This window comes from Psittacicella hinzii, from assembly GCF_003585935.1.
Classification (GTDB): domain Bacteria; phylum Pseudomonadota; class Gammaproteobacteria; order Enterobacterales; family Psittacicellaceae; genus Psittacicella; species Psittacicella hinzii.
The window spans coordinates 1-14,017 of the sequence record NZ_NRJG01000110.1 but is presented as its reverse complement, the minus strand read 5'-3'; the positions used below and the strand labels follow the sequence as shown (position 1 = coordinate 14,017).

8 protein-coding genes are annotated in these 14,017 nt (G+C 34.4%); 2 read left to right on the top strand and 6 right to left on the bottom strand.

The genetic code is table 11. The features are described 5' to 3' along the window. Positions 1–641 precede the first annotated feature (641 nt). Together CKF58_RS05995 and CKF58_RS05990 are read left to right on the top strand one after the other, a co-directional pair. Complete coding sequence (locus CKF58_RS05995; protein WP_222987736.1) at positions 642–2,954, top strand: TrbC family F-type conjugative pilus assembly protein; 2,313 nt, start codon at positions 642–644, stop codon at positions 2,952–2,954. 325 nt (positions 2,955–3,279) lie between these two features. Beyond that, positions 3,280–5,331 carry a TraU family protein gene (locus tag CKF58_RS05990; RefSeq protein ID WP_222987735.1) on the top strand — a complete coding sequence of 684 codons (2,052 nt, stop codon included), beginning with the start codon at positions 3,280–3,282 and terminating at the stop codon, positions 5,329–5,331. A gap of 372 nt (positions 5,332–5,703) precedes the next feature. On the opposite strand, the gene CKF58_RS05985 is transcribed toward CKF58_RS05990, so the two are convergent. The 6 genes from CKF58_RS05985 to CKF58_RS05965 all read right to left on the bottom strand — a co-directional run bounded on the left by CKF58_RS05985 (position 5,704) and on the right by CKF58_RS05965 (position 13,655). Then, positions 5,704–6,537: a DNA-methyltransferase gene (locus CKF58_RS05985; RefSeq protein WP_119531959.1), complete on the bottom strand. Its 834-nt coding sequence runs from the start codon at positions 6,535–6,537 to the stop codon at positions 5,704–5,706. A gap of 404 nt (positions 6,538–6,941) precedes the next feature. Further along, positions 6,942–8,972, bottom strand: a complete 2,031-nt coding sequence (locus CKF58_RS05980) for a BCCT family transporter (protein WP_119531957.1) — start codon at positions 8,970–8,972, stop codon at positions 6,942–6,944. Between the two features lie 1,494 nt (positions 8,973–10,466). Next, positions 10,467–11,687, bottom strand: coding sequence for an Eco57I restriction-modification methylase domain-containing protein (locus CKF58_RS08440; protein ID WP_281270687.1), 1,221 nt, complete (start codon positions 11,685–11,687; stop codon positions 10,467–10,469). Positions 11,688–12,111: 424 nt separating this feature from the next. Continuing rightward, the gene (locus tag CKF58_RS08435) at positions 12,112–12,369 is read right to left on the bottom strand and encodes a hypothetical protein (protein WP_222987734.1); all 258 of its coding nucleotides are present in this window, start codon (positions 12,367–12,369) and stop codon (positions 12,112–12,114) included. A gap of 120 nt (positions 12,370–12,489) precedes the next feature. Beyond that, the gene (locus CKF58_RS08430; protein ID WP_222987733.1) at positions 12,490–12,978 is read right to left on the bottom strand and encodes a DNA cytosine methyltransferase; all 489 of its coding nucleotides are present in this window, start codon (positions 12,976–12,978) and stop codon (positions 12,490–12,492) included. 161 nt (positions 12,979–13,139) lie between these two features. Further along, on the bottom strand, positions 13,140–13,655 hold the full coding sequence (locus CKF58_RS05965) for a Panacea domain-containing protein (RefSeq protein ID WP_119531953.1): 516 nt from the start codon (positions 13,653–13,655) through the stop codon (positions 13,140–13,142). Between the last annotated feature and the right edge of the window lie 362 nt (positions 13,656–14,017).

The following is a 14,017-nucleotide window of genomic DNA, read 5'->3' as shown; positions in this document are numbered from 1 at the left end:
TGTTTATAGTTTCAGACAACCTTCCATATAAATTAGGATATGTTCTAAAAATAGGTAATAGAGATTGCTTGATATATTACTTAAATCCTAAAACAAACTCTAATTGTAAAAGTATTACTCAAACAACCCCTAATTGTAAAAGTAATCCTTGGACGTGATGAGATTGAATAATATAAGAGTGAATAATATAAGATACTGAACAATTAAGAGATGTTTATGTAGCTCAATGTAACTTTAAGTTACATTGAGTTACATACTTCCCCTTTTCATGTTATTTAGATAATTGTCTGACAATTATGCTAATAACCTGCAGATCCACCAAATAATTATTCAATAATTTTATACATGATAGTTAACAACTATCCGGACAACATTGTTAAGAGCTAGTTATTTACTATTTTTAATTGTAAGAAGAGTATTTCTAGCATTAACAGTAGTACATATTAACAGTAACACTTAGTGTTGCTAGTTAATTAACAACTCATATAGAGCGTAATTATAAAAGTGATCATTATTAAAGGCAGAGGCTATTAAGTCATCTGCCTTTTTTTGCGTTGGAGTGGTTTATGAATTATCGATCTACAAGTAATTACCTTGCGCTGTTAGTCAAGCTTGTGCCGCTTTTGGCTTTAAGCTGTAGTTTGGCGTTGAACTGTCAAGCTAATGGACTGGCTTCGCAAAAGCAACTGATCTTACCACAGACTCAAGAGACACAAAACTCTCAAAGTTTTAAGGACATAAAAATTTCTCAAACCCAACACTACACTCAAGCTCTAAGAGAAGTGCCTATTGCTAGCAATAGTATTCATCTTCAACTGTTAGTCTCTCAAGCTCTGAGCGATCAAGACCTTGCAAATGTATTACGTGAAGCTGTAGTTTATAACTTGCCTGTAGTATTTAAAGGCTTTATACAAGAGGATTGGGGAGTAGGAGTTAAAGATATACAGCAACGTATTGCAAAATTAGTCGATACTTACAAACTGAATAAAGTACCAGAAGTTAGTGTTGATCCTCGTCCCTTTAGAACGATCCCTGAAGCTAAAGTGCCAGCACTAGTTGTATTTAGAGCTCAAGATTATGCAATGTCTTCATCAATGGCTCAAGTAATGAATATGGAAGGAAAGTTAGGAAGTGTAAGAGATGTAGGTGCTCATGTAACATCTAGTAACGCAATGCCAGTGGGTAAAGATCTGCTTACCAAACGTCAGTATGTGATCTCATATGTACAATACGGCAATGTTTCTCTAAAATATGCCGTTAGACAAAGTGACATAGATCCGGCGGTAAAACAAAAGTTACAGATGATTGTTGAGCAAAAGCTACATGGACTAGAACATCAAGCTCAACCATCTCTGCAAGGAGAAAAACCTAATTCTCTATCTTCTCTACCCTCTCAACAACTACAGCAAGGACAAAAATCTCAAGGAAAACAAAAATCTCAAGAAGAACAAAGCAACCAACTATCACTACAAAGTGAGCTAAATACACAAAATGCTCAACAATCAACAAATGATTCTGAAGCTTTACAAGTACCAGTTACTTATGTATCTAATCCTCAAGCTAAAATAGTTATGGTAAATGGTTTTACCACGCAAACTATTGCTGAAGAGGATATAGCTGTAGTAGCTAAACGTAAGGTACAGTCCTTTTTACAAAAGAATCCAACTCTAGAAGTTAGTAGTGGAGTTGATAAAGCTTTTAAACTATCCATGCCAGCTAAATCCAAGTTAGTTACTTCATACTATGCAACCTATGCACAAGCTAATAAACAGTTACTAGATGGATATGCCTCAAGAGAGGCAATGAATAGTGGTTCAACGTCTACGAGTAACAGTAACCAAAATAAAGTAAGCAATAGTGGAAAAGCAGAAGTAAATACCAATAATCAAACTACTAATAACAAACTCACTAAAGTTAGAGATTACATAAATACTGCTTTACAACAAAATACCTTGCCTCATAGCTTTCAACAAAGAATAGACCTAAAAAGATATAACCTCAGTATGGAAGAAAGTACTGAAGAAGTACCAGCTGAGATTAGAGCTTTAACCTACAATCAACGTTTGCAAAGCTTAATTTTAAAGGAAACTGGGATTTCAGAAAACCACTATCTTAAAAAAGAAAACAAGCAAGGTCTTGCTGGAGAGGAAGAATTAGAGTTGTTAGGTACTGCTAAGAGCAATGGGATTGATCTTGATGCTGTACACAGTATGTTACGCTTGGATTTATGGTTTATAGATTTAAGTAATGCAGAAGTAGTTAGAGCTCTAGAGCAAATAAAACTTGAAGTTATACAACAATACTTTACAGCTGGACAACGAGTAGTTATTCTTACTGGTTTAGCTTGTTATCCTCATAACAAAGTTATCACTCGTTTAGGAGATAAGTATGTTGGGAGTTATCATAGTGGTCTAAGTAACTCTTCGTCACAAATCAACCAAGTAGTTTTAAAATCTCAAGGTGATGAAGCTAGTATGAGCACTTCTAGCACTTATATTAATTCTAGTATTTCTTCTACTTACACCACTTCTACTAGTGTTTCTCAAAACACCCCAACCTCAAACCGTGCTACAGAAACAAAATCATCAACTACACAAACAAATACTCTAACAGCAGAATCCAAAACTCTAACTACTGAAGTATGCTTTGTTGCATGGAGTGATTACTTAGGTACAAGTTTACAAGTAGCAACGGCTGAACTAATAAGCCAATATCAACCTACAGCTATTACACAAGTAAGAGCTGCTTATGATATAGATGTAGTACGTTATAACTATTTACGTACTTATCGTACAGATACTATTAAGATTTTTAAACGTCCTACCTTACGTCCTTTACTTAGTGCGCAAGCACTGCAGAATGCTGCAGCACAAGTACCTCCACAAGAGTATAGGGATCGTCTAATCGTAGAAGATGTGCCTTTAGGATTATTGCCATATATTTTTCAGCAATAAGGAGGAGTGAGTTATGCAAAAAGAATTTGACTGTAGTTCTAAGTACCTAAAAGGGATTGTAAGGAAAGGAGTAGTAAGAATTTTAGTTGTGGGGTGTTTGGGTTTGTTATGTTTTAATATGGTAAAAGTAACTTTTTGTCACTTATTTAAGCTATTACAAAGATTTATAGTTTTGGAGGTTAAGAGTGTAAGTGTAGTTATCTATTGCTTGTTTAAGTGGTTACAAACTTCTCTTGCCTTGTTGGTTAATTGGTTTGGTGTAACCTTTTGTCACTTGTTTAAGTTATTACAAAGGTTTATATTTTTATTCCTTAAGTGGGTACTAGTGTTAGGTTTAGTGTTACCTGTAGATAAAGTAAATGTTTATGCTGTTTATGGTAATGGATATAGCTATGAGGTAGAGCGATCTTTAACTTTAGATACTAGTAATGAAAGTGCATATAGTAGAGTTCCTTCTCAAATCTATAACCACAGCGTAAACGCTTCTTGGTTACAAGATGGCTTGGTTATAACCAGTAAAGGATACCTAAGTAGTGTAGGAAAGTTTTTAACTTTGCGTGACTATGCGTTACTTGGTGACGGGGTAAATGTTGGGAAAGATAGGCTTGATATACAGATAGGTAATACAACACAAGTAGTGGGTTTTGTTAGCAAATCTACGAGTACAAGTATTTTAGCTAGTACAATTGCTCATAGATTACTAACAGAAGAGAGAAAACAAGAACCAGAAGAACCTTTAGGGGTAACTTTGTCTTCACAACAATCCTCTCCGCAAGTAATGTCAAATTCATTAGGGCAAGTAGGGCAAGTAGATCAAGAAGCCCAAGAGTTACTGCTTCTTGATGCTAATGATGAACTTGTAGTAAATGAAAGCTTAGTAAATACAAATTACCTAGTAGGAGAGAGTCTTGCTATGATCAGTGAGGCAAATGTATCTGATGTCAGTGCAGAAAATGCTATAGGTATCAGTTCTGAGGTTAATGTTCAAGAAGCTAGAGAACTTGATTATTTAAGTTTAAGTATTTTTACTAATCTAGATGCACAGGGAGTACTAACTGAAGTTCAATTAGCTTATTTAACTCGTCCTGTAGACATACGAGATGAAAGTGTGTTGTTGGTATATCTAGGGTTGAATGTAATAGATCGTAACGGTAGGGTTGTTGGAATAAATTTTGCTAATATAGATAGTAGTGATCTGGCTAACATGAGTAGTAATGATCTTGTTAACACGAGTGGAAATTATCTTTCCAACATGAATAGTAATACTCTTTCTGCTGTGGTTAGTACAGGTATAGTTAATATGGATAAGCTTGATCCTGAATCAGAAACTACAGTTAGAATTTCTACGCTTCCTTACAGTAATTCCTCCTTAATTGCTAGCTCTAGCGGTGCTTATGGTAACGTTACGTCACAAATTGGTAAAACTTCCGTTGATACCAGCGCTGGTTCATGTGTAAGCTCCAATCTTCTTTCAGCCAAACTGATGACTGATATCTGTTGGGATTGTATTCTTCCTATTCAAATCTCTGGAGTAGCAGTAACTGGTAATAAAGATGATATTCCTAAAGATGCTGTAAAAGATCAAGCATGTAAATGTGAACGTAAAGCACAATTACCGCAAATAGGATACACTTTAGGTTTTTGGAAACCTGTACGTTTGGTCGAACTAGTACGTACACCTGGATGTTTAATGGCTCTTAATGGAGTAAAAACTTCGATTGGTCGTCCAGCACAAATAGGTACTCGTGGTACTGGTGAGCGAGACTTAACTAATCAAGCGTTTTATCACTATCACTATTATGCTTTTCCTTTACTGCAGATTTTAGGACTTATTAATCGTGACATATGTATGAGTAATGAGTTTACGAGTATTGATGTTTTATACATCTCAGAAATAGATCCTACATGGAACTATCCTGAAATTGCTCAACTTACGTTCCCCGAGACAAAACTCTTCGCTAATGAAGCAGCAGTCTTAGCTTGTGGAGCTGATGCTATTGCTTCCCTAATGAGTAAGAACGGATCTAATTTATATTGGTGTGCTGGTACTTGGGGAACTTTATATCCTATCAGTGGTTTTGCGCCTGGAGTTGGTTCTGGAGCGCAAATAACTTCATTACTAGCGACCCGTTCTTTAGCGGCTTCTCATCGTCGTGGTTTTGAGTACCAAACTGTAGGTAAACAAGCACTTTGTAAATTGCATACAAACTTTAAGTTTGTGGCACAACAATACCGCTTTTCAATGATTTATCCGATGCCTCAAGATTCAAAACATCCAATAGGACGTTCAACATTTCTCTGGGGAGAAGCTTCTGGAGCTGAAGATGCTATCTATGTGGTGTATCGTTGGAAAGACTGTTGTTCAGCATTCCTATAGTTAGTCTTTACTCTAGTTAATCTTTGCTGGGTAGAGTTAGTTTACATACTACCTATTTTTAACAGGGTTGTGGTTAGTTTATATACTCCCACCTTTGAACAGGTAGGTAGTTAGTCTACATACTCTCACTTTTGAACAGGGAGGTAGTTGGTTTACATACTCCCTCTTTTGAACAAGGGTGTAGTTAATTTACATACTCCCTCTTTTGAACAGGGGGTAGTTAATTTACGTACTCTATCTTTTTAACAGTAATGTAGATTATTTTAAATAGTGTTGTAGATCTTCTTTTTAAGAAAATGATAGATCTTCTTTTTAAGAGTATGGTAGATCATCTTGTAAAGATGATGGTTGATCTGTGCGGACAAATTCTTACTAATCAGTTTGTTCTGCTACAAGTAGATCTTCTGCACGATATACCTGTAAGTCATCGGATAATGGAGCTAAACGCTGTGCAGATAGAGCAAGATAATCAACAGCATCTTTTTTAAACAGAGATACATCTTGATTACGCTCAATGCCACAGAATTTACGTTTTTCTAGGGCTGCTGCCACTAAAAAACTACCACTACCAAAAGTATTATCAAGAATTAGATCACCTTCATTTGAGTAAGTGAGAATTAGATAACGCGCTAGTTCTACTGGTTTTTGCGTAGGGTGGAATACTTCACCTTCGCTTTCGGCGGTTTTAAAGTAGATAATATCGGTTGGATATCTTTCACCATCGCTTTTAACTAGATGAGGTTTAAAATCTCCGTAACTACCAGTAAGTTGATCTTTTCTTACTCCTTTGTTGTAAGGTTGACCTGCGGACATTTGGGGATTGTAAGTAGGTTGTTTACGATAAAACACACAAACATCCTCGTGTTTTCTTAAAGGTTGCTTTTTAGCGTTTAAGAAATTGGTAGGTTTAGACTTCTCCCAAACGAGTTTGTACTTAAAGTACTTTTCATTAGAGAAAAACAGTTTTGCGGTAAATAGACCTTGGGAAGTAAGAACTACTGCTCCATTAGGATTTACTATACGGTGATATTCTTGCCATAGTTGTTCCAGATCGATAGCACAATCCCATTTATTTTGCGTTGTGCCATAAGGTAAATCGCATAAGACCATGTCAACTGAATTATCTAGAAATTGACGCATTATTGCTAAGCAGTCTCCTTCAAAAATGGCATTTTGCATTTGCGATAGCGTTATTTCTTTGCTCATAGATTAAGGTAGTAGTAAGAGAATAGATATAGTAAGAGGAGATATAGTTATTTGGATAATTGGTGGTGTATAGCTAATTTGTACAATTTATGGTGTATAGCTAATTTGTACAATTTGTAGTGAACTGCATTTGTAGTGTAGTGAACAGCTCAACAGCTAAACATCTTAATTTTAGATGTGCAAAAAATTCAAGAATGCAAAAAAGGGAAACTTATATAAGTTTCCCTTTTTGACTAAATTATAGCACATTAATAAAGATTCATATATTTAGATGGAAGTTTTGGCTCAAGAATAAAGTTTAAAAATCTATTCATTCTCTTGCCTTACCTATCTAAACAAGCACATGAAAGTTTTCTGAAAATAGTTGTTCTAAAAATAGTTGTGCTAAAAAACTATCTAGTTAATTATTCAGCTAATTCATGCTCTTCATGTGCCATGAAGTCTTTACCTACTGAAGACATAGTACTTAGATAACGTTCGTACTGTTGTAGCATATCTGCAATAAGTTCATTACGGCTCATGTATTGTACGTCATAACCTTGACGTCCATCGAAGAAGTAAGTTTCAGGATGCCAAGTTTGTTCGTGCTGAACGAAGTTTAATGAACCATCTTCAAGAACTTGTGGTGCTACGTCATGAGCTACGGCTTTAATACCGTATTTAAAGTCACGGAAGTTTTCTTTGTGGATGATTAACTCAACCGCAGGTTGTTCATATTCGAGGGCTTGATTAATTTCCACTGAAAGATTATGCACGCTAACGAGTTCTTGTTTCAGTTCACGCATAGCTGGTAAAGCTGTTTGCTTTAAGAAACCGATAGTATCCTTTTCTTGGGTTTGAGTTAGGATCTGTCCTAAACGGTCACGCCATTTAGTAACGTCCCACATTGAAGATGCTGCAGGTTCTACTGGAGCTGCAAAGTACTTCTGATCGGTTGCTAAACCACGCCATAAACTAAAGCACATAAGAATTAGTAATGCTGTAAATGGGAGAGCTACGATTAGCGTCATTGATTGTAAAGCACCTAGACCACCTGTACGAAGTAAAAGTACGGCAATCAGAATAACGATAATCCCAAACATAGCAGCTTGCCATTTTGGCGCGGCAAGTGATTTATCACGTGAAGCGAAGTTATTTAACACGTAGATTCCAGAATCGGCTGAAGTAATAAAGAATAGAGAAATTATTACTAACGATAAAACACTAATTAGCGTTGGTAATGGTAAGTAGTCTAAGAACTTAAATAGAAGCACTTCAGGGCTACCAGTTAACTCACTAAGAGCACCTTGTGCTTGATGACTATCTAACCAGAGAGCACTATCCCCAAATACCGTAAACCATAAGACACAGAATAAACTTGGTACTGCTAATACGCCAAACACGAATTCACGAATAGTACGACCACGTGAAATACGTGCAATAAATAGTCCGACAAATGGAGACCATGCTGCCCACCAAGACCAGTAGAATACTGTCCAACCAGTAAACCAACTACTATGTTCTTGTTCATAAGCAAAGGCTTTAAAACTTAGATCTACAATGTTACTTAAGTAAGTACCAAGGTTATCACTAAAGGTATAAAGGATATAGAGCGTTGGACCTGCACAAAGAATAAATACTAAGAGTAAGAGAGCTAAAACTAAGTTAATTTCTGAAAGAATTTTAACTCCTTTACCTACTCCTGAAATGGCAGAAATAATCGCAATACTCATTACCACCACAATAATAATTACTTGAGCAATGTAACTATTATCACTGATAACGCCGATTTGTTTTAAACCAGCACCAAGTTGCATTGCTCCAAAACCTAAAGTGGTAATAATCCCGAACATAGTCGAAATTAAGGCAAAAACGTCGATAATATCACCGATTTTACCGTTAATACGATCTTTAAGTAGAGGATAGAAGCATGAACGTAGAGATAATGGTAGCTTATATCTAAAACCAAAGTAAGCTAAGGCTAAAGCGATAACTGCATATACCGCCCATGCATGAATACCCCAGTGGAAAAAGGTTTGGAGCATAGCTTCTTGAGCTTTTTGTTCAGGAGAGCCAATTGCAATTGACGAGTTAAAGTGGGTTAGTGGTTCGGCTACCCCGAAGAACATAATCCCCACCCCCATACCGGCAGCAAAGAGCATCGCCATCCAAGAGTGAAAACTAAATTCCGGTTCTTCACCTTCGGCTCCGAGTTTAATATTACCTACACTACTAAAACAGAGAACCAGTAAAAACCCTACAAAGAGTGAGAAAGCTAAAACATAGAACCAACTAAAGTTGGTAAAGATCCCTTGTTGTGCCATATTCAACAAATTACTTACTTGCGTAGGTAAGAAGATAGTTGAGAGCACTAAAGTGATTACTAACAATAAAGTAATCGAAATGACTAAGGGATTAAAAGTTGATACACGTTTAATAAAATTACCCAAAGACAAAACGTACTCCTTAAACGGGTATGCACTCTAGTTTAAATAAGCAAGAGATAAAGTCTAACGAGGACTTTAAACGGTGATTTGTCTACAGATAATAAAGAGAACTAAATTAATAATCTTTTTTAAGAGGTTAATGATATAGCCTATAGTGCAGAGATTAATCATGATGAGATTAATAGTACAGAAATTAATAATGCAAAGATTAATCATGCAAAGATTAATCATTATTATTGTTTCAGACAACCTTTATCAAATGGTTAATCTGAATACTAAACAAAGGATTAATTAGAACACTAAACAAAGAATTAATCATCAACCAATTCATAGTCAATCTTGTATAAGTTTATAAATGCAGTAGTATAAAGTATAAAGTTACACAAGGTTACTTTGAATAGATGGTGAACATGCCTAGATTGTCTATAGTTGAAACTCAGCTTATACCTATTATTGTAAGTATTGGTATTAGTAGCATGAGAAAAAAGACATGTTTGAATAGAGGCTTAGAGAATAAGTTTGTTATGACATATCATGTTCTCAAGATTATTAAACAGAATGCAGAGGTTAATAGAGAGGAAAAACAAAGTGATACATCACAGATTTTGAAAGATACTACAAAAAAAGTGATACACCACATTGAGATAATGTATCTAAAAAATAACGTTGCATAAAGTTACTTTAGCTAAGTAAATCTTACAAATTGTAATTTGTAGGTTTAATTTTTTTAAGTCTAATCATTTAGCTTTACATACTTCTACATCACAAGATATGTAAAAAATTAAACAAGTTTATAGATAAGTTTGTTGTAACTATATGATCTAACGTCATTATTTTGGTATAGAGGCTTTAGTTTACCATAAAGGAGACACTAGTACCTAATTGTAGGTATTGTTTTGATAGTGTTGTTTTGTCCAAAAGAAAGCCTTGTATTCCCCGTATGCCTTTAGTTAAAGGTGTTTGTAGCTAAAGTACAATAGTACCTAAATTACAGTTAAATACCTATTGCTTGTAAGGCTTTATTTTGTTTTATGAATTTGATATAGGTGTGTGGCAATTTTTAGGGGTCGGCTTAAGTCGTGTATTGTTAGATTGAACTCTTTTTTGGGTACAGCTCAGTTGCAGATATGCGCAGTTTATGAGTTGAAGAAAAAGAAAAGGGGCTTAAGGTTGGTAATGATTAATGAGAAAGAGATTTCTCTGAGTTGGAGAAGTGACGAGAAGAGATGAACAACTATCAGATTAGATCCCAATCTAATAATTCTTAACAAAGAATAGAGAAAATTAGAGAAAGAGTGTTTGGGGAGAGAGTTTGAAGATTGATAATACTATCTATTTAGATTGTAACTTTCTAAATTCTGACCGTAGTACTTTTGTTAATTAGTTGTTGATTAGTAGTCTAATTCATCCTTTTAAGTATATATGTTTAGGAGTATGTGTTTAAGACCATATGCTTAAGGATGTATGTTTAAGAATATACGTTAAGACTTAGAAACAAGTTAATCATGCAAGAGCTAGATTTTTACCAAACCAATAACAACTGGTTTTATCTACATTTAGTGAGCGAGTTTGATAATTACGAGCTATTTTATAGAACTCTCTAAATTCTTCACTCGCAATGTAGTCTAGTTGGACTTGGCTAAAATTAAGATCCTGTACTTTAGGGATAAGGATGGCAATTGAACCATTAACTACATAGTGACCGTTTTTCTTAATTAAACGTGGTTTATAAGTCATATTAGGAGTTAAATAAACATTAGTATCTGCCAAATATTTATTAATCGCCAAAGTACTTAAAGTTTGAGCATCGATGTAAGCATCATAACCGTCTATATTAGTAATATCACTTGTATCAAGGATATTGCGTGATTTTAAAACTCGGATTTGGTATTTAGCGGATTTATTTATAGATGTATTACTATTGGTAATTTGTCTATCACGAAATACATCAAAAACTCCAAACTGCATTTTGTTAAATACTTGATCAAAAAATTCATTACGATAGATTATCCAATAAGGGAGATAATCTGCAAAGATGTATGAACTTTGTTGGAGTATTTCTCTATTATGCGTAAGAGAAATGACTTTAGTTTGCGTAGACTTTTTCTTAGGATTAATCATGAGATTAATCGTTTCGACTAAGACATTTTTAAATCCTTGTTCACCAAAATCGAGAATGCAATCAACACTATAAGTAGCTAGTAACTGACGCGTAGCGTAAAACTCTGGAGTATTGAGAATGTTTTTTGGTAAAACTAAACTAACGTAATTAGCAGTTTTTAAGGCTTTGTTTAGAAAGAATTCTGCTAAGTTCGTAGATTCTTGATTATAGTTTTGGGTTAAAAGTTTAGTGCGATATGCTCCATTGATTTTAGAAAATGGTGGATTACCAATAATCAGATCTACTTTAGAGTAGTTATACTCCATAAAGTCAGCAAAAACAAAATAAATTTTACAATTAGCAGGTATCTTATCATTACTATAGAGTATTTGTAACAATTCTATAGTCTTAGGATCTATATCGATAACTGTAAGATTAATTTGTTGTTTATGAGCATACTTTTTAAAAATAAATGGTAAGAAATTACCAGCACCTACCGATGGTTCAATGATACTAATCGTATCACCTTTTAGATCAGGCAGCTGAGTAAAAATTTCTTGCACAATAAACTTATTAGTGTAAAAAGCTGAATGTTTCTCGCGTTGGGCGTTAGCTAATTCAATAATAGAAGCAAGAGTAGATAAACTGTATTGTGTTTTGTTTTGCTAGATAAAGGTTTTTAAAGTAGCAAAATCTGCTAAATTATTCTTCTCGATTAGCTCAATAATTTGTTTATGTGTTAATTGCTCTAAAGTTAAAGCTGTTTTAATTTTATGTGCAATTTGTTGGAAAATAGCTGTAGGCCCCCTCGCCAATGCTTTGGCGAATTGTTAATTCTTCCTTTTTCGAAAGCTTTCGTTTATCCGTGAGAGATAAACTATTGAGTGTAGCTAAATCATATTCTAACCACTTAAATGATTCAGGAATCGTCATCATCCGCATGAGTTCTATAATTGAGAATACACGATTATCAATTGGATGTAAGGTATTTTGACTAGCCATTTGATCATTACGTGTATGAATACACGGAGCTACTTTGTTGTAAACTTAGCGCATATATTTATCGCCATTTTTTGCTTGATTAACAACAATTTTACCGTCAATGACTTTATGCGGTTTTAGCAGATCTGATTCATTATCAAAAGCACTTTGTCCTTGAGCTAAATTCTCGATCCAAGGAAGCATATGCTCTGGATAGGTTCTAAAGCTGTGATAGAAATCTTGGGCATCGTACTCACCCCAATTTAAACTAGGCAAGTGACCTATAACTTCGAATAGAGTTTTTTCTTTACAGTAATCCGGCATTAGCTCCAAAGGACTAATATGATCAGCTAATTTACGTTCTACACCTATTACTAAGGTACGAGTACGTGAAGAGTTCTAGCCATAGTTTTTAAAATTAATCACATCTTTATAGATTAAGTATTATTTACCAAGCTCATGCTGAATCATCTGCCCAATAGTAACTATTTGTCCTTGTTTATTTAAACAACCGGTTTTCCAGAATGCAGATACATTTTCTAAAATGAAAAAGCGAGGATTAATTTGCTTAATCATTTCAACACTTTCTGTTACGAGGCTATTGCGATCAAGATCTTGTTCATTTTTCTTGTGGTTAGCAATGCTCATGCCTTGGCAAGGAGGAGTAGCAATAACTACATCAACGCGATAATTACCTAATTTTTGCCAATGTTGAATTTCTTGGTGAATTAGATCTTTAGTCTGTTGTAGTTTGATATCTCCAGCGATATAGCCACTAGCAAATTGACATTTTTGGTTGAGTTGTTGAATAGCCAAGCGCCGATTCAAGATCTCATTGGTTACTATGCAAAGAAAACCTTCTTGCTTAAAACCAAAGCAACCGACACCAGCCGAAGAAAATAAAGAGATGTAAGTTGGTGTATGGTTAATCATAAATTATTTGTGGGGTCATAAATTATTTAAGTAAGTATTAGTAATGGTGTAATTATTTGTTGAAGTATATACAAATTAGCTGATGAAGGGAACCCGAAGGTTGTAATTTTGATGTACAGCTCCAACTAATGTGGAAGTGTCTGAAGAAAATAGTCTAAAAATCAGCGAGTAAATTTAGTTTCGTACTCCTCGATAATGCTTTGGGTATCAATCAGACTAGCTTTACCTTTGGCAAAAGTTTTTTTCCATGCTTGATCTTCATGAGATCGATCTACTAAACCAAAATCTGAACTTTTTAACACCGTATTAAATAATTTATCGATAAATGCTTGTACTTGCTTTTCGCTTTCGCTCTTAAAGTAGCTACCCTTTTTAAAGTTTTGAGCTAAATTACGGTAATAGTCTTCTCCTTGACGATATTTAGTATGCACTTGGCTGATTACCGGACCGTAATACCATGCCTCAAATGCAGCTGGAAATAATTCAGCTGGTAAGTCATCGTAAGTCTGTTCTATCATCTCTTGGATGTCATTATCTTTAAATCCAAACATAGCAGTGTAATAGGCGTATAAAAAATATAGACCTTTCTGTAGTTTTAGAGGAGATATAGTTTCTTTTTTGGTATAGAGATAAGCGATAAGTTCTTCTACATTAGAGAAAAAATAGTCTTTAGACATAGCTCTCAATCCTTCTAAAATTATCGATTACTATATTAAAGCATAGATTTGTTGTAATGATTGTGTTTTTGTGATGAGATATATTTAATTTTATGATTTATGGAGGTTTGGGTGGTTTTCGGTGGGGAGTGTGGATTACTTATACAAAAGGCAATTTTCTGATCTTAAAATATTGAACTTACGTCAATTTAATCTCAAATTGATAGTGTTGTATATTATAATATTGGTAGGTGGTGAAATTAAAATACTATTAATAAATAGTTATTTTTAATTTTTTATCAACAACAAATTGGAGGAAACTAATCAAAGTAAGAAAATTTCTATCTTATTAATAGTGTTAATAATTTTACTTGGTATTAACT

Bases quoted from the DNA above. Each gene is read 5' to 3' on its own strand.
- CKF58_RS08430 (WP_222987733.1), bottom strand. From the start codon at position 12,978: ATGATTAACCATACACCAACTTACATCTCTTTATTTTCTTCGGCTGGT.
- CKF58_RS08435 (WP_222987734.1), bottom strand. From the start codon at position 12,369: ATGCCGGATTACTGTAAAGAAAAAACTCTATTCGAAGTTATAGGTCAC.
- CKF58_RS05985 (WP_119531959.1), bottom strand. From the start codon at position 6,537: ATGAGCAAAGAAATAACGCTATCGCAAATGCAAAATGCCATTTTTGAA.
- CKF58_RS05965 (WP_119531953.1), bottom strand. From the start codon at position 13,655: ATGTCTAAAGACTATTTTTTCTCTAATGTAGAAGAACTTATCGCTTAT.